The sequence below is a fragment of the Microbulbifer pacificus genome, assembly GCF_033723955.1.
GTDB lineage: Bacteria > Pseudomonadota > Gammaproteobacteria > Pseudomonadales > Cellvibrionaceae > Microbulbifer > Microbulbifer pacificus.
Map to the genome: position 1 here is coordinate 1,978,640 of NZ_CP137555.1, position 22,273 is coordinate 2,000,912.

Sequence of the window (22,273 nt, forward strand, 5' to 3'; positions counted from 1 at the left end):
CAAAATAAATCAGTCGTACAAAGCAGCAGTAAAGCAATAATCACAATGACCGCAGCCGCCAGCCAATCCAAACCCAACCCGGGTGTCCAGTCGACGCCCCCCAGCCAGGGCGACCGCTTCACTTTCGCCCTGTTCCTGGCCTGCGCGCTGCACGCACTGCTCATTTTTGGCGTGGCCTTTACCGCACCCGAGGCGAAGGAGGCCCCGCCAACCCTCGAGGTCACTCTCGCCCAGCACCGCTCACTGGATGCACCGGAAGACGCCGACTACCTGGCCCAGCACAACCAGCAGGCCAGCGGTACGGCCGAAACCCCAAAAGAACTCTCCAGCGACCGCCGCGCTGAGATAGCCGACACCAGTATCCGCCAGGTCAATCCGCTGCCGCAGCAGCAGGCCGCGCGCCCGGCGGACCAGTTGCGCCAGCTGATCACCACCATCGGTGACAGCCCCGAGCAGGCGCCGGAATTGCCGGCCGAAGACAAGCGCTCGGAAGAAAAGCGCGGCGACGCACCCAGCGACCTGCCGCCCACCAACCCCGAGATCGCCAGCCTGCAGGCGCGCCTCGACAAGATCCGCCAGACCATCGCGCAGCGCCCGCGGGTACGCCGCCTCACCTCGGTGGCCACCAAAGCCTCGGCCGATGCCGCCTATCTGCACGACTGGCGCCAGAAGGTGGAGGCCGTCGGCAATGACAACTTCCCCGAAGAGGCGCTGGCCCGACACATAACCGGCAACCTGCGTATGATGGTGCGACTGCTGCCCACCGGCGCGGTTGAGGAAGTGGTGATCCTGGAGTCGTCCGGCGAGCGCATACTCGACGACGCCGCCCAGCAGATCGTGCGTCTCGCCGCCCCCTTCGCGCCGTTCCCGCCGGAGATCCGCAAACAGGCCGACCGCCTGGAGATCATCCGCACCTGGCGCTTCGAGATGACCGGGTTTTCCACCGCCGCCGAAGGCCGTGCCGACCGCGGTTGATCCGCGCCCGGGACACCCGCGCAAACCGCGCCTGTTGCGGCGAAGCAGCTAAACTAAGCCCCATGCACTACAAACACCCAGTGAACCTCGACAGCGACCTTACCCACAACAGTCTCCGTGGCCAGTTCCTGATCGCCATGCCCGGGCTGGAGGATCCGCGTTTCAGGCATGCGGTGACGTTCATCTGCGAACACAGCACCGAAGGCACCATGGGAATCGTCATCAACGCACCGAGCCGCATCACCTGGCGCGAGGTCTTCAGCCAGATGCAACTGGACGATGCCAGCCTGCGCGGACAGGAACCGGTACTGGTGGGTGGGCCGGTGGCACAGGAGCAGGGATTCGTGCTGCACGGCCGCGGCATGCAATTCGCCTCCACCGCCGAGGTTTCCGACGATATCAGCCTCACCGCCTCCAAGGACATCATCGAATCCCTCGCCGCCGGTCGCGGCCCGGACGATGTGCTGCTGGCGCTGGGCTATGCCGGTTGGGGCCCCGGGCAGCTGGAGCAGGAGATCGCCGAGAACTCGTGGCTGACACTGCCGGCGGAACCGGAAATCCTGTTCGCCACGCCCATGGAAAAACGCTGGCACACCGCCGCCGCACGTCACGGAATCGACCTTTCGGGTATCAGCTCCCAGTCCGGCCACGCCTGATAACAAATTCCCGAGCTAAATCTCACCAATATCCCCTACATCCCTAATTCCAATGAGCAAACCCTTTACCGTCCTCGCCTTTGACTTCGGCACCAGTTCCATTGGCACCGCCTATGGCCAGAGCCTCACCGGCAGCGCCCGCGAACTCGAACCATTGCGCGCGCGAGACGGCCAGCCGGACTGGAACCAGGTACAGCGCCTGATCGACGAGTGGCAGCCGCGGCTGCTGCTGGTGGGCCTGCCGCTCAATATGGATGGCAGCGAGAGTGAGATTGGTGCGCGCGCGCGCAAGTTCGGCCAGCGGCTGCACGGCCGCCTCGGCCTCCCGGTGGAATACGCCGACGAGCGCCTCAGCACCCGCGCCGCCAAGGAGGAAGCCCGCGGGCGCGGTCACCGCGGCCACTACGCCAGTGACCCGGTGGACTCCATCGCCGCGCGCATCTTTCTCGAGGATTGGCTGCGCCAGTACAGCGCTCAGTAATCCCGCGCACAAACTGGTAAACTTGCGCGCGAATTCTCAACCACGACAGTTCCCCCGCATGTCTGACACCCTCGCCAACAACAGCATTCACAAGATCCGTATCGCCACCCGCGAGAGCGCCCTCGCCCTGTGGCAGGCCAACTACGTCAAGCAACAGCTGGAGCTGCATCACCCCGAACTCAGCGTGGAACTGCTGCCGCTGACCAGCCGCGGCGACCAGCTGCTGGATATCCCGCTGAACAAGGTGGGCGGCAAGGGCCTGTTCGTGAAGGAGCTGGAAAAGGCCATGCTCGATGGCCTCGCGGATATCGCGGTGCACTCCATGAAAGACGTGCCGATGGAATTCCCCGAGGGTCTGCACCTGCCGGTGATCTGCGAGCGGGAAGACCCCCGCGACGCCTTCGTGAGCAATCACTACGCCTCCGTGACAGAACTGCCCCAGGGCGCGGTGGTGGGCACATCCAGCCTGCGCCGCCAGTGCCAGCTGCTGGCGGTGCGCCCGGACCTCGAGGTGAAATTCCTGCGCGGTAACGTCAACACCCGCCTGGCCAAGCTCGATGCCGGCGATTACGACGCCATCATCCTCGCTGCCGCCGGCCTTCTGCGCCTGGAAATGCGCGAGCGCATCGCCGCCTATATCGAACCGGAAGTGCTGTTGCCCGCCGGCGGCCAGGGCGCCGTGGGCATTGAGTCCCGCCGCGACCCGGCACTGGAAGCTTTACTCAAACCGCTGCACTGCAGCGAGACCAGCACCCGCCTCGCCGCCGAGCGTGCGGTAGTGCGCCGCCTCAACGGCGGCTGTCAGGTACCCATCGGCAGCTACGCGGTGCTCGATGGCAACGGCGGCATGCACCTGCGCGGCCTGGTGGGCAGCCCCGACGGCGCCACCATGCTGCACGCGGAAGTACATGGGAATGCGGCCGACGCCGAAGCCCTTGGTATCCGCCTTGCGGAACAATTGCTGCAGGCCGGCGCCGACAAGATCCTCGCCAATCTTTGATGGCGAAGCGTAAATAGTGACCAGTCCACTCGCCGGCCGGCGCATCCTGATCACCCGCCCCGCTCACCAGAGCGGCGGCTTCCGTGATCTGTTGCAGGCGCAAGGCGCACAGGTGGACAGCATCCCGCTGCTGGAGATTACCCCGATCACCGGCGGTGACGGCGTCCAGGCAATCCGCAACCTGGTGATGGACTTCGACCAGTTCGACCACGCCATCTTTGTGTCCCAGAACGCGGTGCAGTACGCCTTCGACTGGCTCGACGACTTCTGGCCGCAACTGCCACAGGGCCCACGCTACTACGGCATCGGTGCCGCCACTGCCAGCGCCATCCGCGCGCGCGGCGCCGAGCCGCAAAGCCATCCCCTCGAGGCCGACGAAAGCACCATGGATTCCGAGGCGCTACTGGCACTCCCCGCACTACAGAACCCTCGCGACGAGCGCGTGATCATTTTCCGCGGCCAGGGCGGGCGCACATTGATCGGCGACACCCTGAAAGCTCGCGGCGCGCGCCTCGACTACTGCGAGCTATACCGGCGGGTGCTTCCCGCCGATGCCACCGAGCAGCTGCGCAACTATGTGCAGCTGCCCGACGCCATCGTCGTGCACAGCGGCGAAACCCTGGACAACCTCACCGCCGCACTGGCCAGCAGCGGCCGCCAGCAATTGTTGGCATGCCCGCTGGTCTGCCCCAGCCCGCGCGTTGCCGCCAGTGCTCGCGCACAGGGTTTTGTCCGCGCCCAGGCCGCCACCAACGCCGGCAACAGTGCCATGCTGGTGGCGCTGGAGTGCACCCTCGCCGGCAACTCAGACACCAGCAATACCGCCGGCCACTCCTGATTCCGCGCCAGCGTCGGTAAAAAATTTTATTTCCGCGCCAGACTTCGTATAAAGAGCCACTTCAGTCGCTATAATTTGGCGACAAAATTTCTTCCGGCATCCGCGCCGCCTGTGACGTATCTGGCAAAAGCCCGTGCCTTTCGGCGTCCACTCTGAGCAGACGAGTCCATGAGCGATAAAAAAGTCCCGCCTTCTTCCGGTACCGAGAACAGCGCCCGCAGCAACAACCCGGACATCAAGGCCGACAACCAACAACACATTCCGCTGGTAACCGAAAAGGCCGAGCCCAAAAGCAATTTCGCCAAGGCCGATACCGGGAAAACAGCCGGCAAAGTATCCGCGCCCCGCACGGTAAAAAAACGCAGCGCGTGGCGCTGGTTCTGGCTGTTGCTACTGCTGCTGGTTGCCGCCGCAGTCGCGGCCTGGTACCTGGTGCCCGGCGTGCGCCAGCAGCTGAGCGAGCAGTTGCAGTCCCTGCCGGTGATCGGCCAGCACTTCGCAACAGACAGCAGCGGCACGCGCTCCAGCGATGCACAAAATACGTCCGAAGCGGATAGCAGCCAGTCGGCACCCGAGGCTCCACAAGTGCCCTCAGATGAGACGAACGCCCAGGCCCCAACCAGCGTAGCGCCGGTGCCCGAGCAGCCAGTATTGCAGCCTGACGAGTCCCGCCCACCGGAACCCTCCAGTACCTCGCCGGTACCCCCTCAGGATCACAGTGCGCAGATGATTGTTCAGCTGCGCGAACAGCTGGCGCAACAGAGCCAGACCATCCAGCAACTCGAGCAACAGCTCGCCGGCCTGCAGCGCAATGTCACCGCCCAGGGCAACCGTCTCAGCCAACTGGGCAATGCCAGCCGCGAAGACTGGCAACTGGCCGAAGCGGATTACCTGCTGCGCCTCGCCAACCAGCGCCTGATGCTGGAGCAGGACAGCCGCGCCGCACTCGGCCTGCTGCAGGAAGTGGATACCATTGTGCGCGACGTGGACCTGCCGGATCTCTATGGCGTACGCCAGCAACTCGCGCGCGACATCACCGCATTGAAGCTGGCGGAAAATGTCGACCGCGAAGGCCTGTACCTGCGTCTGCGCGCACTGGAAGAGCAGATGGTGAACCTGAATATCCAGCCCCAGTTCGACCTCGCCAAGCGCGATGTCGCCGCGGCGCAGCATCAGGCGGACAACAGGGACGTGGGCGAAGACCATTTCCGCTCAAGCTGGGATAACTTCGTCGATTTCCTCAAGGGTTCCGTGCGTATTCGCGACGGCGAGGTAGACCCGGTTCTGCTGTCGCCCCAGAGCGAAACCCGCTTCCGCCAGAGCCTGCGCCTGAATATGGAACAGGCGGAACTCGCGGTACTGCGCGCGGATGACACCGTGTACAAGGACTCACTCGCCCACGCTCGCCAGCTGCTGCTGGATTATGGCGTGGACAACCCCCAGCGGCAGGTAATCCTGAGCGAACTGGAAGATCTGGGCCAACAGAAAATCACCACGGACCTGCCGAATCTCAGCGCGTCACAGAGCGCCCTGCGCAATTACATCGACCGCATGCACAAGGTCTCCTCCGGGCAATCGCCGGACAGCGATAACGGAGGCGAGCAACCGTGAAGCGCTTTCTATTTTTCACGCTGGTCCTGCTGTTGGGCGGTGCGCTGCTGGCGGAGGCCATGCGCTCTTACCCGGGCTACCTGTTGTTGATGGTCGGCGGGGATTCCGGCAAACGGATTGAAATGAACCTGTGGGTGGCGGTGGGCGGCCTCGCCCTCGGCATCCTCGCGCTGTTCCTGTTTATCTGGCTGCTGCGCAGTATCGCCCGTGTCATCGAGGGCAGTGTCAGTCGCATCCGTTTCGGCCGCAGCCGCACGGCCCGCCGCAGGCTCACCAACGGGCTCGTGGAATATATGGAAGGCAACTGGGCCCGCGCCCGCCGCCTGCTGCTGAAAAGCGCCGCGCGCTCCGACGCCCCCATCATCAACTATCTGGCTGCCGCGCGCAGTGCCTTCGAACTGGGCTACCGCGATGAAGCCAACGAACTGCTGGCGAAAGCGGAAGCCACCGGCGACGACACCCAGCTCGCTGTCGCCATCAGCCAGGCGCGCATGCAATTGCTCGACAAGCACTACGAGCAGTGCATCGCCAGCTTGCAGCGCGCCATGCAGGAAGAACCCAACCACCCCGCGCTGCTGCAACTGCTGCGTCAGGCGTACTACCACATCGGCGAATGGAACGGTCTGCGGGAGTTGCTGCCGCGACTGGAAAAGCACGGCACCATGCCGGAATCACAGCTGCAGCAGCTTGAGCTCGAGGTGTACCAGAACCTGCTGCGCGACGCCGCCAATCGCAACGATACGGAAAAACTGCGGGAAATCTGGCAGAGCCTCAACGGCCGCTGGCAGCGGAATATAGAACTGCGCAACCTCTACGGCGAAATGTTGCACAAGGTTAGCGACGATCTGGAAGCGGAAAAACAACTGCGCTGGATTCTGAACCGGGAATGGCGCGGCGACACGGTACGTCTGTACGGGCTGCTTACCGGTGCCGATGCCAACCAGCAGCTCGGCGTCGCCGACGGCTGGCAAAAGGAGTACGGCGAGAACGCCGACCTGCTCACCTGCCTGGGTCGACTGTGCCTGCGCAATGAAATCTGGGGCAAGGCCCGGCAGTATTTCGAAAAGAGCCTGTTGCTGCGCGCCGACCCCGCCACCTCGGCAGAACTCGCGCGGTTGCTGTACGCCCTCGGCGAAAAAGACCAGGCGGCGCGCCTGTATGAACAAGGGTTACTACAAGCGGTATCCGACCTGCCGCAATTGCCGCTGCCGGATGAGAGTACGGGCATGCTCAGCGCCGACACTCATTGAACAATAGTGCACTTTTGCCTGCGGCCTGCTAACGGATAATAAATGAAAAATCGAAAAGTGCTGCGCGCATGCTTAAGCGCGCTCTGCACCGCTGCCATTTTGCAGGCGCAACTGCCGATTGCGGCTGCCGCTGAGAATTACCAGGTTCAGCCCCGGGACGCCCAGCTCAGTAACTACCCCTACCCCTATCCTGTAAAATTTCTCACACTGCCCAGCCAACAACCTGCGGATGACGACCACGGCAATAAATTGCGCATGGCGTATATGGACGTAGGGCCGAGTGCAGGAGACACACAACCGCAAGGTACCGTCCTGCTACTGCACGGGAAAAATTTCTCCGGCGCCTACTGGCAGTCCACCATTCAGGCGCTCAGTGATCGGGGATACCGCGTTATCGTCCCGGACCAGATCGGTTTCGGCAAATCCAGCAAACCGCTGGATTTCCAGTTCAGCTTTCAGGCACTCGCCGAACATACCAATACGCTGCTCAAGCACCTCGGTATCCACAGGGTACAACTCGCTGGGCATTCCATGGGCGGCATGCTCGCCGCGCGTTTCGCACTGATGTATCCACAGAGTGTGGAAAAACTGATTCTGATCAACCCGATCGGTCTGGAAGACTGGAAAACGGTCGTACCCTACCAGCCCATTGAAGAAGCGATTGCTGCGGAAAAAAGCCAGACGCCGGAGATGGTCAAAGGTTACATGACCCAGGCCTACTTCGATGGCAAATGGAAACCCGAGTACAACACCCTGCTGGACATTCAGGGTGGCTGGACGATTGGTGCTGATGCGGAAAAAATCGCGGTTATCGACGCGCGCACATCCGACATGGTGTTTACCCAGCCAGTGGTCTACGAGTTTCCCGGTATCAGCGCGCCAACGCTGCTGATTATCGGCACCCGCGACAAGACAGCCATCGGTCGCAACCGCGCACCGAAATCAGCGCAGCTGCAACTCGGCCGCTACGACCTGCTCGGGAAAAGGGCCGCCGAAAAAATCCCGCATGCGAAACTGGTGGAGCTGGAAAATGTCGGTCATGTGCCACAGTACGAAGCCTTCAGCCGCTACATCAAGGCAATGACGGAATTCCTGCAAAGTAACGGATAAACCGCTCATCGATAGAATACGGCCAGCCAGACGGTCGGCCGATCCGGGTCCGTCCAGCTGACCCGGTGTTTGCAATGCGCGGGAATATTCAGGCAATCGCCTTGCGCAAGAGCCACCTCTCGCCACGATGGCGGATCACCGCGCGCGGCAGGCTCCTCAATCTCAAGCCGTGCCGCCCCCGCAAGTACCAGCACCCACTCGTGCTCAGCCTGGTCATACCATGCCCCCTCCGGCGTCACCTGCCCACCGGAAACAATACGTTCAACCCTGACATGATCACCCGCCACAATACTGTCAAACACCTCCCCCTGCGTTGTGTCCGGGAGCATCGACAGGATATTGGTGACTATCGATTTCACTGGTCCGGAAACCGCTCAGGCCTTCGAATCAACCGGCCTTGCCACCAGGGCCGGCAAAAAACCATGCGATTAAACCGATTACCGGCAGAATCAACACGATCAACACCCATATGAGTTTCTTAAGCCCACTCGCGGAGCTTTGTAAAATTTTTATGATGGCGTAGATATCGGCAATAAAGATCAATAACCCCAGCAGACCTTCCATAGAATCCTCCATTTCTGCTTACACGATAAGCGAATATGACTCTCGATCCATCAATAATGGCTACGCTAGCTATAAGCGCTAACAGCCGATACCACGCAACAAACTACTGAATGAAAAGGCCACAAAAACAGTTTCGCGTTGTTGTCTGGCTTTTCACTCGGAGCTTTTTGATTTGGAATAAAGCACGGATAACAGCACAAGCATCAGGCCGATCCCTGCACTAATTACAAAACCGCCCCAAAAATCTGAACTCAATCCAAAGGCAAAATTACCGCTATCAATTTTCAATATTAATTGACTCAAAACGGCAGTGATTAGTCCGAGAACAGCGACCAATGTGGTGATAGAAGATTTTTTCATGTTGTTTGATTTCCGATCCATGGAGTATTGGCTGAAATATAACAGCTTTATTTGGTATCGAGTGTTTATATACACGCCATTGCTGCATATAAATGCTGGTATATAAACACTCACATTGTGCCAATTCGCTTCTATCCGGAAGCTTCCATACGGATTACAAGCCGAGCTTGTTCCAGATTTCGTCAATCCGCTGTGTCACTTGCGGATCTTTGACGATCGGCCTGCCCCACTCTCGGGTGGTCTCCCCTTCCCATTTATTGGTCGCGTCAAAACCAATTTTTGAGCCGAGTCCGGATACCGGCGACGCGAAGTCGAGATAGTCGATCGGGGTATTTTCCACCATGACGGTATCGCGGGCCGGGTCCATTCTGGTGGTCATGGCCCAGATCACATCTTTCCAGTCGCGCGCGTTGACATCGTCATCGGTGACGATGACGAACTTGGTGTACATAAATTGCCGCAGGAAAGACCACACACCCATCATCACGCGCTTGGCGTGACCGGGATATTGTTTCTTCATGGTGACCACGGCGAGCCGGTAGGAGCAGCCTTCCGGGGGCAGATAGAAATCGACGATTTCCGGGAATTGCTTGCGCAGGATGGGGACGAACACTTCGTTGAGCGCTTCTCCCAGCACCGCCGGCTCATCCGGTGGGCGCCCGGTGTAGGTGCTGTGGTAGATAGGGTCTTTGCGATGAGTGATTTTTTCCACGGTAAATACCGGGAAGCTGTCTACTTCATTGTAATAACCGGTGTGATCACCGTAGGGACCCTCATCGGCCATATCCTCCGGGTAGATAAACCCTTCCAGCACATATTCGGCACTCGCGGGCACCTGCAAGTTGCTGAGCTTTGCTTCTGCCACTTCGGTTTTGCCACCGCGCAGAAGTCCGGCGAAGGCGTATTCCGAGAGAGTGTCCGGCACCGGGGTGACGGCACCGAGGATGGTGGCGGGATCGGCCCCGAGCGCCACGGCAACGGGAAAGGGCTCACCGGGAAACTTCATCTGCCAGTCGCGGAAGTCCAGCGCACCACCACGGTGGGAGAGCCAGCGCATGATCAGGCGATTCTTGCCGATCAGCTGCATACGGTAGATACCGAGGTTCTGGCGCTTCTTCTCCGGCCCGCGGGTGATGACCAGGGGCCAGGTCACCAGCGGTGCGGCATCTCCCGGCCAACAGGTCTGGATTGGCAGGCGAGCCAGGTCAATGTCATCGCTATCCAGCTCGATTTCCTGGCAGTCCGCCTTGCTGACCACCTTCGGCCCCATATTCATGACTTGCTTGAAGATGGGGAGTTTTTCCCATGCGTCCCTGAATCCTTCCGGGGGCTGCGGCTCCTTCAGAAACGCGAGTAGTTCACCCACCTCCCTGAGCTCGCTGACCGATTCGCGACCCATACCGAGGGCAACGCGCTCGGACGTGCCGAACAGGTTGGCGAGTACCGGGGTATCGCAGCCGGTGGGGTTTTCAAACAGCAGGGCGGGACCGCCAGCGCGCAATACGCGATCGGCAATTTCGGTCATTTCCAGATGAGGGCTGACAGGGTGTTTGATGCGTTTCAGCAATCCGCGTTTTTCCAGCAAGCGGATAAAGTCGCGCAGGTCTTTGTATTTCATGTTTTACCGGTAGACCAGAAAATTCAGCGGGCAGTGTAAAACAGTCGCGAGCAAATGGGGAAAAATGGAAAAGCGGGGAACAAACGAGAGCACACCGTCGTACCGGAGAGGTAGGACGAAGAGGCTGGAGGGGGGATTTGAACAACCCGCAGCACTAGCTGCGGGCTGCCGAGCATCTAAGCGATAACTTAGAAGCGGGGACGACGCGGGCGGTCACCGCCACGGTTGTCTTCGCGCGGCTTGGCTTCGTTAACACGGATGTTACGGCCAGACAGCGGCTGGTCATTCATTCCTTCGATAGCCTTACGCGCTTCGTCGTCGTTCGGCATTTCTACGAAACCAAAACCTTTAGAACGGCCAGTTTCCCGGTCAGTGATTACAGTAGCCCGGGAGATTTCACCGAACGCACCGAAAGCTTGGTGCAGATCGTCAGAGGTTACGCCGTAGGCCAGATTTCCGATATAGATATTCACAAAAAAGTCTCACTAGAGGTAAGTGGGCTGTCGAGATTCACAATTGGATAACCAGCTCCACCACGTTATCCAGTTGAGATTGGTCTGGGTTCAGCCGACTTCCCAGCCGCCTGTGACCAATTCGGGTGGCGTAAACATTGGTCATTTACGCCGCAATGCTGGCCTTTATATGCCTAACGCCCTGCCATTTCAACAGGAATCGGCGTAATTTCCCGCCTCATTCGTCGCATTGCAAAAATAATCTAAACGATACAAAAAAGGCCGACGCATCCCGCCGGCCTTTTTCCTATATAGGGTTTATTTCCGCTTCATGGACAGGAAGAACTCGTCGTTGGTCTTGAAGTCCTTCAGTTTGTCGATCAGGAACTCGGTGGCTGCCAGGTCTTCCATATCGTGCAGCAGCTTGCGCAGGATCCAGACCCGCTGCATTTCGCCTTCCGGCATCAGCAGCTCTTCGCGGCGGGTGCCGGAGCGGCGGACATTGATGGCCGGGTAGACGCGCTTCTCGGCGATCTTGCGGTCCAGCTGCAGCTCCATGTTGCCGGTGCCCTTGAACTCTTCGAAGATAACCTCGTCCATCTTGGACCCGGTATCCACCAGCGCGGTGGCGATGATGGAGAGGCTGCCGCCCTCCTCGATATTGCGCGCTGCACCAAAGAAGCGCTTCGGGCGCTCCAGGGCATGGGCGTCCACACCACCGGTCAGGACCTTGCCGGAGCTCGGCACGGTGGTGTTGTAGGCGCGCGCCAGACGAGTGATGGAGTCCAGCAGGATCACTACGTCTTTCTTGTGCTCTACCAGGCGCTTGGCCTTCTCGATCACCATTTCCGCGACCTGCACGTGGCGGGCCGGCGGCTCGTCGAAGGTAGACGCAACCACTTCGCCACGCACGGAGCGCTGCATCTCGGTAACTTCTTCCGGACGCTCGTCGATCAGCAGCACGATCAGGTGACACTCCGGGTTGTTGCGGGTGATGGCCTGGGCCATGTTCTGCAACATGATGGTTTTACCGGCTTTGGGCGGTGCCACGATCAGGCCGCGCTGGCCTTTACCGATGGGAGCGATCAGGTCGATGATACGGCCGATGAGGTCTTCGGAGGAGCCGTTTCCGCACTCGAGGGTGAGGCGGTCATTGGGAAACAGTGGCGTGAGGTTTTCGAAAAGAATCTTGTTGCGGGCGTTTTCCGGCTTGTCGAAATTGATATCGCTGACTTTCAGCAGGGCAAAATAGCGCTCACCTTCTTTGGGGGGGCGAATCTTGCCGGAAATGGAATCGCCGGTGCGAAGGTTGAAACGGCGAATCTGGCTCGGAGAAACATAGATATCATCGGGGCCGGCAAGGTAGGAGGAGTCGGCCGAGCGCAGGAAACCAAACCCGTCCTGAAGAATTTCCAATACACCCTCGCCGTAGATGTCTTCGCCGCTTTTGGCGTGGCGCTTGAGGATGTTGAAAATGATGTCCTGTTTGCGCGAGCGGGCGAGGTTCTCGAGCCCCATGCCCTTGGCAATTTCAATCAGTTCTTCAATGGGTTTTGTTTTTAATTCAGAAAGATTCATACCAATTGCTTTATAGAGGTTTCTGCTATCCGTTGGCGCGGACGCGCCGGATGTTTCTGCGGAGGGAGTTGAAAGTTCGATGTTGGTGTTGCCCGTAAAGACCTGCCGACGGACTGGCTGACCGCACGCAATTCATCACTCTTCGGAAAACGGATTACCGCTCACATTGGCACGCTTGATATGGCAAAGGCGCCAGAGGGGAGGATCGTTCAACTTGAGGAGTATGCGCCGGAGAGGCTGGATCGACAGCGGGGTTGGCGACTTGGCTCAGATTTGTACTGAACAGTTAACTTGATTACTAGGCAGTATAACGGCAGTTCGGCATCCTGCAAGGCCTATTTCATCGGCCTGAGGCCCCCGTTATTGGCGCATCCCGCGCTGCAAACGGCCACAAACGACACGGGGCGCACAAGGCGCCCCGGGACCAGGGATCTGATGAGGAATCAGATCTGGCTGTCGATAAACTCGGTCAGCTGCGCACGGGACAGGGCGCCCACCTTGGTGCCCTCCACGTTGCCGCCCTTGAACAGCAGCAGGGTGGGGATACCGCGCACGTTGTACTTGGCCGCCGCTTCCTTGTTGGAGTCCACGTCGACTTTGACGATTTTCAGTTTCTCGCCGTAGTGACCAGCCAGATCTTCCAGAACCGGCGCGATCATCTTGCAGGGGCCGCACCACTGGGCCCAGAAGTCCACCAGTACCGGACCTTCGGCCTTGAGTACTTCGGCTTCAAATTCTGCATCTGTGACGTTGACGATATTCGCGCTCATAGTGGTTTCCTGTGGTTCTGTATTCTTCGGGCTCGGGGGCCGCGTCGGCAGACATGATAAGTAGCGCCTGCAGGCCCCGCAAGGCAAATGGGCTCGCCACCATTGGCATTTCGCCATATCAGTTGGCATTTGCCTCTATGTGGGGACCAGCAATGCAATTTTCAAGGCCGTGCGATGGCCGATCAGCCCGCCGGCAAAAAGCGCTGCAGGATCTCGTCCACGTAGTCATACCCGAACGCGGTGGTGGCAATGCGGGATGCCAGCGGGACCACCAGCTCCATCGCTTCCAGCCGCTGCCACTCCCGCGCCAGTGCCGACAGTGGCAGCCCGGTATAGGCGGAGAAGGACTCCGCAGGCACGCCCTCGACGAGGCGCAGCGCGTTCATCAGGAACTCCAGCGGCCGCTCCTCCACCGCCACATCGGCGACCTTGGGCAGAGGAAAATCGAGCCCGCCCTCACCGACCTCACAGCCGAGCGCCAGATAATCCCGCGGGGTGCGGGTGCGCTGGGTGCGGATGATGCGGCCGCTGTCCGGCAGGGTGAACTTGCCGTGGGCGCCGGCGCCGATGCCGACATAGTCGGCAAATGACCAGTAGTTCAGATTGTGCAGTGAGGCGAGGCCGGCGCGACTGTAGGCGGAGACCTCGTAACGGCCATAGCCTCGCTCTGCCAGATACGCCCTGCCCGCCTGCTGGATGGCTGCGATCTCCTCAGAACCTGGGGTGACCGGGGGCGCCGAGTAAAACGCGGTATTGGGTTCGATGGTCAGCTGGTACCAGGAGATGTGCTCAACCCCCAGGTCCACCGCGCGCTGCAGATCCCGCAGCGCATCGGTCTGCGACTGACCCGGCAGGCCGTGCATCAGGTCGATGTTGATATTCTTAAAGCCTGCGCTGCGGGCCTGGGTGGCCGCGATCTCGGCTTCCGGTCCGGTGTGGATGCGCCCCAGGTTCTGCAACTGCAGCGGGTCAAAGCTCTGCACCCCAATCGACAGGCGATTGACCCCGGCGCTGTGATAGCCGGCAAACTTGGCCTGCTCGAAGGTACCCGGATTGGCCTCCAGGGTAATTTCAATGCCGTCCCTGAAGCCCACCAGGGATTCCGCCAGATCCAGAATCCGCCCGATCGCCGCCGGTGAAAACAGGCTTGGCGTGCCGCCGCCGAAAAAAATGGAACCCAGTTTGCGCCCGTGTACCCAGGGCAACTGGCTGCGCAAATCGCGCTCCAGCTGGTCCACATAGTCGACTTCCGGCAGCTGATCGCCGCTGGGCTCGGCGCCAGCGGCGATATGCGTCGCCACATGGGAGTTGAAATCACAGTAAGGGCATTTGCGCACACACCAAGGGATATGCACGTAGAGGCTGAGGGGGGGCAGTCGCAGGGGCAATAAATCGTTGGCCACGGGCATCACTCACAACAGCGTCTTGCCGGAACCCGCAAGCTGCTGCTGTTCCGGTAACACCATTTCCTCGTGCCACAACTGCTCGAACTTCTTCACCGCCCGCGCGCGATGGCTGAGACGATTTTTTACCTCCCGCGGCAGCTGTGCGGACGTCAGCTTTTCCGACGGGACATAGAACAGCGGGTCGTAACCGAACCCCTGATCGCCCGCCAGATGATTCAGGATCAGGCCCTGCCAGCGCGCGGTACACACCAGCGGCACCGGGTCTTCCGGGGTGCGCACAAAGGCCAGCGCGCAGTGGAAGCTGGCAGTGCGCAATTCTGCCGGCACATTCTCCAGCGCCTCCAGCAGCTTGCGATTGTTGTCCGCGTCGCTGGCGCCGGCCCCTGCGTAGCGCGCGGAGTAGATACCCGGCGCGCCACCGAGCGCATCTACCGCAAGCCCGGAATCATCCGCCAGCGCCGGCAGGCCACTGGCGTGACTGGCGTGGCGGGCCTTGATCAGTGCGTTCTCGATAAAGCTGAGACCTGTCTCCGCCGCCTCTTCACTAACAAAATCCGACTGCGGCAACACCGCGATCTGCCAGCCCGCAAACAACTGGGAAAATTCTTTCAGTTTGCCCGCGTTGCCGCTGGCGAGAACAATCTTATCCATGGGGGCTTTCTATATCAGGGGATTTCTATTTTGGAATCAGACAATATCGGAATTGAGCGCCGGAAAACGCAAACAGCGAGCGCAATACGCTCGCTGTGATGGGATTCAGCACCAGTCAGTTTTTGTGCAGCTGGCGGCGGAAGGTAAGTTGCTGGGCGCTGCCGTCGGGCAATACCAGGTCGATATTAAAGGTGAGACTCTCTTCATTCTCAAACCGGAAAGGGGCCAGATAATACACCGCCTCCTGATCGCGAATTTCCTGGAACTCCAGCGCCCGTGACTGCTGGATCAGATTCGTGGCATTACCGGAAACACCCGCGCTGGTGCCCTGAAGCTCGCCCTTTTTACTGACGGAAATATTCACGAACGCGCGGTCGCGGGCGCGCACCAGATTGTAGAGCCGCGCAATATCCGGTGAGATGAAATCGCTGTTGAACACCGAATAGGTAACCCGGTACTCACCGAAATCCTGAAAGTTTTCGATGACCTTGGCACCCTGCGCCGCTGCGGTGGCTGCCCACAACAGCAAGGCGATGGAGATAAATGCAGCATACAGACGTTTCACAGCGTCCTCCTGGGATTCCCGTGTATTGCGCTTGCGCTAATTGCCACCGGAGCTCAATCAATAAAGACCTTGCGGTGACGTGTTATACAACCTACTGCCAGTAATATTAGCGAGTCAGATGGTAGATCGCCGTTTCACCGAACAGATTCGGTAAAAAATCCTTCAAAACGCCGGAAATGGTGGACTCAGAGACCACCTGCCGGTGCTGAATCTGCCAATTGTGTTCGCGACACAGCACCTCGAAATCTTTGAAAGTACAAAAGTGAATATTGGGTGTGTCGTACCATTCAAAAGGCAATAAATCCGATACCGGCATCCGCCCGGAAAACGCCAGGTGCCAGCGCGCCTTCCACTGTCCGAAATTGGGGAAGGTAATGATGCACTCGCGCCCCACCCGCAGCATTTCCTCCACCACCAGATGGGGAGAGCGCAGCGTCTGCAGGGCCTGCGTCATCACCACGGTATCGAAGCTCTGGTCGGCGAAATTCGCGAGCCCCTTATCCAGGTTCTGCTCCACCACATTCACGCCGCGCTCGACACACTTCTGGATCTGCACGGGATCGATTTCCAGCCCGTAACCGCTGACCTGTTTCTGTTTTGCCAGCTGGGCCAGAAGTTCGCCGTCGCCACAACCGAGATCCAGTACACGGGCCTTGGGTGCAACCCAATCGGCAATTATTGCGAGGTCCTTGCGCGTCATGCCTGCAGCTCCCCGTGCAATTCTTTGGCGACGTTGTTCATGTAGGCAGCAAACACTTTCTCATAGCGCTCGTTGGGCAGCAGGAAGGCATCGTGGCCCATGGGAGACTCCACCTCTGCGTAGGTGACCGGCACATTTGCGTGCATCAGCGCATCGGCAATTTCCCGCGAGCGCTCCGGCGCAAAGCGCCAGTCGGAAGTGAACGACACCAGCAGGAATTTACAGCGCGCGTGGGAAAACGCCGTTACCGGATCGTCTCCGTACTCCCGCGCCAGATCAAAATAATCCAGTGCGCGAGTCATCAGGATATAGGTATTCGGATCGAAGCTGCCGGAAAAAGAATCGCCCTGGTGGCGCAGGTAACTCTGTACCTGGAATTCCACCAGTTCCTCCACACCCTGCTCGAAGGTGCCGGAGCGCAGTTCGCGGCCAAACTTCTTGCCCAGGCCATCGTCGGACAGGTAAGTGATATGCCCAATCATGCGCGCCACCGCCAGGCCGTGGCGCGGCAGGGTATTTTCTTCCAGGTAGCGACCGTCGCGAAAATCCGGATCGGAGGTGATCGCCTGGCGCGCGGTCTCGTTGAACGCAATATTCTGTGCAGACAGCTTCATCGCCGAGGCAATAACCACACAGTGGTGCACGCGCTCGGGATATTCCAGCGACCAGCGCATCGCCTGCATACCGCCGAGGCTGCCGCCCACCACTGCGGCCCATTGCTGGATACCCAGCAGATCTGCCAGCTGCGCCTGGCTGTGTACCCAGTCCCGCGCACGCAGCGGCGGAAAATCCGGGCCCCAGGGTTTTCCGGTGGCAGGGTTGATGGACGCGGGGCCGGTGGAGCCGTGACAGCCGCCGAGGTTGTTCAGCGCCACCACAAAGAATTTATTTGTGTCGATGGGTTTACCGGGGCCGATATAGTGATCCCACCAGCCCGGGCGCTTGTCGCTTTCGCTGTGGTAACCGGCGGCGTGGTGGTGTCCGGAAAGCGCGTGGCATATCAGCACCCCGTTGCTTTTGTCGGCGTTCAGGGTGCCGTAGGTTTCATACATCAGGGTGTATTCGTCGAGCACGCGGCCGCAGGCCAGCTTGAACGGCCCGGGAAAAGTATGGCTTTGCGGCTCAACAATGCCGACCGAATCGGCCGGTATTCCCGAACGGGGAGATTGCGCTTCCGTGGTCAAAATCTTTCGCATGTGGTTGCTTGGCGGGGCGCCAAGTTTACGGAAGGAGGCGGCGTGAGTACACCGCCCCTGTCAGCACTTTACTAAACGCTGGCGGGCGCTTTCAGCGGTGTCACATTGTTGGTTACTGTCGCCACCGGCGCCGGTGCAATCGGCTGCGGTGCGACCTGGGTCTGCTTGAGCAGGTCTTCCAGGTCGCCCAGCGCACTGTGGTTGCGCAGCAGCTCTTCCTCCAGCGCGCGCAGGTCGGTGCGTTTGCTCTGGGTCTTCTGCTTCAGCTCTGTCAGCTTGATCAGGTGGCGGTTCAGCAGGTGCTTCTGGTACTGCACATGCTGCTTCAGCGGCTCCAACACCTGTTCCAGCCAACCATCCACCGCGGCAATCATCTGGCTGTATACCCGTCCCACCTCGTTCGCCAGCGTCGCCACAAAGCGTTCGGTCAGGCGGTTGCGGCGGGCCAGCAGCAGCTGCGGCGAGCGGCGCAACTGGGCCGCCTGCCGGTGGAGACCGCGCAGCGCCGCACGGAAACCGGCGATATCGAAATGGTGCTCGGCGGAGATGACGTTGCTCAGGCTGGAGCGGTCGTAGATCGCATCCACAAGGCGATTGGCCTGATCCACCTCGCGCTCGAGGTTGGACAACTGGTGCTCCACCCCGCCCATAAAGCCGTCGATGGCACGCGCCAGTCCCAGCGGCGACCAGCGCTCGTTCAGTGCACGGCGGGTCTCATCGATCAATTGCTGGAGCTGCTGGCTGGATATCGGCGCCAGCAGTGAGGCCCGCTGGCGGGCCAGCATGCGCTGGCTGGATTTGAGCGTCAGTAATTCCTGGTGGCAGTATTTGTGCTGTTCCTTGGCGGTCTGATGCAGCTGCTTCAGTTCCTCCAGTTGCTCCTGGCTGGTGGCACCGTGACGCTTCAAATGCTCGAGAGTGGCGCGGCCGCTGTTCAAGCGGCGTTTCAGCAGATCGCGGGTATCCGCCATCAGCATCAGTGCCTGGTGCAGCGAGCGGTGGTTGGCCACCTTTTCCCGGTGGTCCATCAGACGCTGCACCAGCAGCTCCTCGAACTCGCCAAAACGGCTCTGCTTGAGCAGCACCGGATCGCGCTCGGCGCGGGCCAGCAGTGCTTTCTTGGCGGACACACCCACCACACTTTCCTGCGGCAGATCCAGCAGCTTGCTCACCTCGGCGCGCATCTTGCGCACCATCTGCTCGCAATCCTCGTCCGGATCATCCCACAGCACATCGATCTTGTTCAGTAGCGCCATTACCGCTGTGCCGCGGTGATGTTTGAGCGGTACCAGATGGGTTTCCCACATATTCAGGTCTGTGCCACTGACCCCGGCGTCGGCAGAGAGCAGGAAGGCCACGGCCTGGGCGCTGGGCAGGGTGGACAGGGTCAGTTCCGGTTCGTTGCCCAGTGCGTTCAATCCAGGGGTGTCGATGATGCGCAGGCCCTGGGCCAGCAGCGGGTGCGGCAGCGAGATAAGTGCGTAGCGCCAGGCGGGAATCTGTACCAGATTGCCGTTGCCATCCAGGTGGCGGCGATCAAAACCATAGCGGGCGGCCTCTTCCGGGGTCACCGCCTTGGTCGCGGCCACTCTCATCAGCGCCTCGCGGGTGGCCTCGGCATCGTCCGGATCAAAATCGAAATTGACCCACTTCTGCGGGATGCGGCGGAAGCTCTCGAGGCTGGTGTTGGTGGCGAGCGTCTCGATGGGCAACAGGCGCACCGACGCCTGCTCGCTGCCATCACTGAAGATTTCCGTGGGGCACATGGTGGTGCGACCCGGGCGCGACGGCAGCAGGCGCTTGCCGTAGGTGTGGGACAACAGCGCGTTGATCAGTTCGGTCTTGCCGCGGGAAAACTCCCCCACCAACGCCACAGTGAACTGGTCATCGACCAGCAGCTGGCGGGCCTGCTGAACCACCTGGCGGGCGCCGGCTGAGTTGGGAAAATGCTCCTCCAGCCAAAAACTGAAGCGCTTGAACTGAGTGTCGAGCCCTTTTTTCCACCGGTCGTAATCGGCAATGTGCTGGCGCAAGGTCGCATCTTCCATGTTTGGAGTTCTTATTGTTACTACTTACGGATTTGCAGGCCATTTTCCAGCATGCAGACGGCGAGTGAAACCCCATTGCGAGGGTTTCGCGAACTGGTTGCAGAGACAGGATCAAAATTGGCAGGAAAGTCAGATGGAAGCCGGTCTCTCCGGCTCCCGGGACAAATCAAAACGGAATGTGCCAGAACAAGTTATACACCAGCTGTGGCATCTGGGCGCTGCGCGCAAAACCCATCAGCAGTTTGTCCGCCACCGTGAGCAGGATAAACACGAAGATCGGGCTGATATCGATCACCCCCAGCGGCGGGATGATCTTGCGCACCGGCGCATACACCGGCTCCAGCAGCTGACGCAGCAACATCAGGGCGGGATTGCTACTGTGAGGTGCAACCCAGCTGACCACGATGGAGATCAGCATGCCGACGAACAGAATGGCGATCAGCGTCATCAGGCAGCCAATCAGGGACCACAACAGGGCCGACAGCGGGTTCAACAGGCCGGCACCGGCGAGGATTCCCGCCCCCATGATCATCACCCAGCCCACCAGCAGTGCGAGCACAACCGAGGCCATATCGATGCCGAAGAATCCGGGAACGATCTTGCGCAGCGGGCGCAGCAGTGGATTGGTGACCTTGACGATGCCCTGGGAGATCGGATTGTAAAAATCCGCCCGCGCCAACTGCAGCATAAAGCGCAGGATGACCGCAAACAGGAACAGGATGCCGAGGGTGGCGAGAATGAACACGCCGATATTGCTGAAGGTACTGACCATCAAAAGTCCTTTTACTTATCCAGTTCTTTTGCCATTTCCGCCGCGCGTGCGGCACAGTCGCTCATGGCTTGCTCGACCAGCTCGGGCAAGCCACCGTCCTGAAAGCGCTTGATCGCGCGCTCGGTAGTGCCGTTTGGGGACATGACATTGCGTTTCAGTTGCGCCACATCGATGTCGCTGGCCACCGCAAGTTTCGCCGCGCCCAGTGCGGTTTGCAAGGTAAGGCGCGCTGCGTCGGCGCGGTTCATGCCGGCCTTCTCGGCGGCATCGATCATGGATTCCATAAACTGGAAATAATACGCGGGGCCGGATCCGGATACGGCGATCACCTGGTCGATACCGGATTCCTCATCCACCCACAGCGCGATACCCACCGCATCGGCCATCTGGGTGGCGACGGACTTGTGCTCACCGGTGACCCCGGCGCCCGCATAAAGACCGGTAACCCCGGTTCCGACCAGTGCCGGTGTATTCGGCATGGCGCGGATGATCGGCACCCCCGCGCCCAGCCAGCGCTGATAGGCAGCGAGCGGAATGCCCGCCGCCAGCGTGATGATCAGGGGTTTGCGAGCACTCACTTCTGCGACGATGGACTCACAGAGTTCTTTCATCACCTGCGGTTTCACGGAAAGTACTATGACATCGGCATTCCGGATGGCGCTGAGATTGTCGGTGCTGCCACGCACCCCGGTGCGCGCGACAAAATCCCTGAGTTTTTGCTCGTCGCGCCCGGTGGCGACAATGTTGTCCGCCGGATAGCCGCTCGCCACCAGCCCGCCGATGACGGCGCCGGCCATATTGCCCGCGCCACCGATAAAGACCATTTTGTAATCAGACATCGCTAGCTCCTTGTAATTCTGTCTGCAGCCTGTGCAATCCGCACGACTACTTTCTCGCGCCAAAAATATCGGTACCGATGCGCACAATCGTGGCACCACTGAAAATCGCCGCCTCCATATCAGCGGACATACCCATAGACAGGGTATCCAGCGGCTGCTCCGGCAGCTGCGCCTTCAGCGTCTCCAGCAGCACCGCCAGTTGCCGGAACGGAATACGCTGGTCCTCGCTGGCACCGCGCGGCGCCGGAATTGCCATCAGTCCGCGCAGCCTCAGATTCGGCAGCCCCGCCACCGCCGCCGCCAGCGCCGGCAATTCTTCAGGCGCAATACCCGATTTGCTCTCTTCAGCGTCTATATTCACTTGCAGACAGATATTCAGCGGCGGCAAATCTGCCGGGCGCTGCTCCGACAGCCGCCTGGCGACCTTGAGGCGATCCACCGTGTGCAGCCAGTGAAAATGCGCCGCCACATCCCGGGTCTTGTTGGATTGCAGCGGGCCGATGAAATGCCACACGATATCGAGGTCAGTCAGTTCTGCCTGCTTGTCCAGCGCCTCCTGCAGGTAGTTCTCGCCGAAATGGCGCTGGCCGGCCGTGTAGGCGGCGCGCAGATCAGCGGCTGGGCGAGTTTTCGACACCGCCAGCAGGGTGACGGCATCCGCCGGGCGGTTACAAAATCGACAGGCTGTGACAATCCGCTCAGTCACGGAATTAAGGTTTTCGACAATCGACCCTCTCAAGCCTTTACGCATATACTGGAACCCAAATTTTGCTCGGCGGGCATTCTATGCGCCCACTGCCCCCGCGTCACATCGACAAGAGAAAGTTAAGAGA

24 protein-coding genes are annotated in these 22,273 nt (G+C 60.1%); 8 read left to right on the plus strand and 16 right to left on the minus strand.

The window, feature by feature from the left end; genetic code table 11:
- The first annotated feature begins 45 nt into the window (after positions 1 to 45).
- The 8 genes from R5R33_RS08510 to R5R33_RS08545 all read left to right on the plus strand — a co-directional run bounded on the left by R5R33_RS08510 (position 46) and on the right by R5R33_RS08545 (position 7,921).
- On the plus strand, positions 46 to 975 hold the full coding sequence (locus tag R5R33_RS08510; protein WP_318955592.1) for an energy transducer TonB: 930 nt from the start codon (positions 46 to 48) through the stop codon (positions 973 to 975).
- 62 nt (positions 976 to 1,037) lie between these two features.
- Positions 1,038 to 1,631 (plus strand): YqgE/AlgH family protein, encoded by a 594-nt coding sequence (locus tag R5R33_RS08515; protein WP_318955593.1) that lies wholly within the window; start codon positions 1,038 to 1,040, stop codon positions 1,629 to 1,631.
- Positions 1,632 to 1,683: 52 nt separating this feature from the next.
- On the plus strand, positions 1,684 to 2,112 hold the full coding sequence (gene ruvX, locus R5R33_RS08520; RefSeq protein WP_318955594.1) for a Holliday junction resolvase RuvX: 429 nt from the start codon (positions 1,684 to 1,686) through the stop codon (positions 2,110 to 2,112).
- Between the two features lie 58 nt (positions 2,113 to 2,170).
- Complete coding sequence (hemC, locus tag R5R33_RS08525; protein ID WP_318955595.1) at positions 2,171 to 3,112, plus strand: hydroxymethylbilane synthase; 942 nt, start codon at positions 2,171 to 2,173, stop codon at positions 3,110 to 3,112.
- Positions 3,113 to 3,128: 16 nt separating this feature from the next.
- Positions 3,129 to 3,950 (plus strand): uroporphyrinogen-III synthase, encoded by an 822-nt coding sequence (locus R5R33_RS08530; RefSeq protein WP_318955596.1) that lies wholly within the window; start codon positions 3,129 to 3,131, stop codon positions 3,948 to 3,950.
- A 168-nt stretch (positions 3,951 to 4,118) separates the two neighbouring features.
- Positions 4,119 to 5,561, plus strand: coding sequence for a uroporphyrinogen-III C-methyltransferase (locus tag R5R33_RS08535; RefSeq protein WP_318955597.1), 1,443 nt, complete (start codon positions 4,119 to 4,121; stop codon positions 5,559 to 5,561).
- Positions 5,558 to 6,811, plus strand: coding sequence for a heme biosynthesis HemY N-terminal domain-containing protein (locus tag R5R33_RS08540; protein ID WP_318955598.1), 1,254 nt, complete (start codon positions 5,558 to 5,560; stop codon positions 6,809 to 6,811). The genes R5R33_RS08535 and R5R33_RS08540 overlap by 4 nt, the downstream gene beginning before the upstream one ends.
- Before the next feature lie 42 nt (positions 6,812 to 6,853).
- Positions 6,854 to 7,921: an alpha/beta fold hydrolase gene (locus R5R33_RS08545; RefSeq protein WP_318955599.1), complete on the plus strand. Its 1,068-nt coding sequence runs from the start codon at positions 6,854 to 6,856 to the stop codon at positions 7,919 to 7,921.
- Positions 7,922 to 7,926: 5 nt separating this feature from the next.
- Here the strand turns inward: R5R33_RS08545 and R5R33_RS08550 are convergent, their stop codons facing one another.
- From R5R33_RS08550 to R5R33_RS08625, 16 genes are all read right to left on the minus strand, one after another.
- Complete coding sequence (locus R5R33_RS08550) at positions 7,927 to 8,280, minus strand: cupin domain-containing protein (RefSeq protein ID WP_318955600.1); 354 nt, start codon at positions 8,278 to 8,280, stop codon at positions 7,927 to 7,929.
- Between the two features lie 28 nt (positions 8,281 to 8,308).
- Positions 8,309 to 8,485 (minus strand): PLD nuclease N-terminal domain-containing protein, encoded by a 177-nt coding sequence (locus R5R33_RS08555; protein WP_404810390.1) that lies wholly within the window; start codon positions 8,483 to 8,485, stop codon positions 8,309 to 8,311.
- 153 nt (positions 8,486 to 8,638) lie between these two features.
- Positions 8,639 to 8,845, minus strand: coding sequence for a hypothetical protein (locus tag R5R33_RS08560; RefSeq protein ID WP_318955602.1), 207 nt, complete (start codon positions 8,843 to 8,845; stop codon positions 8,639 to 8,641).
- A 154-nt stretch (positions 8,846 to 8,999) separates the two neighbouring features.
- A complete protein-coding gene (ubiD, locus tag R5R33_RS08565) occupies positions 9,000 to 10,463 on the minus strand; it encodes a 4-hydroxy-3-polyprenylbenzoate decarboxylase (protein ID WP_318955603.1) in 1,464 nt (487 codons plus the stop codon).
- Positions 10,464 to 10,651: 188 nt separating this feature from the next.
- Entirely contained in the window at positions 10,652 to 10,936 is a 285-nt protein-coding gene (locus tag R5R33_RS08570) for an RNA recognition motif domain-containing protein (RefSeq protein WP_318955604.1), read from the minus strand.
- Between the two features lie 297 nt (positions 10,937 to 11,233).
- Positions 11,234 to 12,493: a transcription termination factor Rho gene (rho, locus tag R5R33_RS08575; RefSeq protein WP_105102741.1), complete on the minus strand. Its 1,260-nt coding sequence runs from the start codon at positions 12,491 to 12,493 to the stop codon at positions 11,234 to 11,236.
- A 443-nt stretch (positions 12,494 to 12,936) separates the two neighbouring features.
- Complete coding sequence (gene trxA / locus R5R33_RS08580) at positions 12,937 to 13,263, minus strand: thioredoxin TrxA (protein ID WP_318955605.1); 327 nt, start codon at positions 13,261 to 13,263, stop codon at positions 12,937 to 12,939.
- Between the two features lie 182 nt (positions 13,264 to 13,445).
- Positions 13,446 to 14,672 carry a radical SAM family heme chaperone HemW gene (gene hemW / locus R5R33_RS08585; RefSeq protein WP_318955606.1) on the minus strand — a complete coding sequence of 409 codons (1,227 nt, stop codon included), beginning with the start codon at positions 14,670 to 14,672 and terminating at the stop codon, positions 13,446 to 13,448.
- A 3-nt stretch (positions 14,673 to 14,675) separates the two neighbouring features.
- Positions 14,676 to 15,320, minus strand: coding sequence for an RdgB/HAM1 family non-canonical purine NTP pyrophosphatase (gene rdgB / locus R5R33_RS08590; RefSeq protein WP_318955607.1), 645 nt, complete (start codon positions 15,318 to 15,320; stop codon positions 14,676 to 14,678).
- A gap of 115 nt (positions 15,321 to 15,435) precedes the next feature.
- The gene (locus R5R33_RS08595) at positions 15,436 to 15,885 is read right to left on the minus strand and encodes a DUF4426 domain-containing protein (RefSeq protein ID WP_318955608.1); all 450 of its coding nucleotides are present in this window, start codon (positions 15,883 to 15,885) and stop codon (positions 15,436 to 15,438) included.
- A 106-nt stretch (positions 15,886 to 15,991) separates the two neighbouring features.
- On the minus strand, positions 15,992 to 16,585 hold the full coding sequence (metW, locus tag R5R33_RS08600) for a methionine biosynthesis protein MetW (protein WP_318955609.1): 594 nt from the start codon (positions 16,583 to 16,585) through the stop codon (positions 15,992 to 15,994).
- Positions 16,582 to 17,781 carry a homoserine O-succinyltransferase MetX gene (gene metX, locus R5R33_RS08605; RefSeq protein ID WP_318955610.1) on the minus strand — a complete coding sequence of 400 codons (1,200 nt, stop codon included), beginning with the start codon at positions 17,779 to 17,781 and terminating at the stop codon, positions 16,582 to 16,584. Before metX ends, metW begins: the two co-directional genes overlap by 4 nt.
- A 71-nt stretch (positions 17,782 to 17,852) precedes the next feature.
- A complete protein-coding gene (locus tag R5R33_RS08610; RefSeq protein WP_318955611.1) occupies positions 17,853 to 19,829 on the minus strand; it encodes a dynamin family protein in 1,977 nt (658 codons plus the stop codon).
- 166 nt (positions 19,830 to 19,995) lie between these two features.
- Positions 19,996 to 20,601: a YggT family protein gene (locus R5R33_RS08615; protein WP_318955612.1), complete on the minus strand. Its 606-nt coding sequence runs from the start codon at positions 20,599 to 20,601 to the stop codon at positions 19,996 to 19,998.
- An 11-nt stretch (positions 20,602 to 20,612) separates the two neighbouring features.
- Entirely contained in the window at positions 20,613 to 21,440 is an 828-nt protein-coding gene (gene proC / locus R5R33_RS08620) for a pyrroline-5-carboxylate reductase (RefSeq protein WP_318955613.1), read from the minus strand.
- A gap of 46 nt (positions 21,441 to 21,486) precedes the next feature.
- Entirely contained in the window at positions 21,487 to 22,191 is a 705-nt protein-coding gene (locus tag R5R33_RS08625) for a YggS family pyridoxal phosphate-dependent enzyme (RefSeq protein WP_318955614.1), read from the minus strand.
- Positions 22,192 to 22,273: the final 82 nt, after the last annotated feature.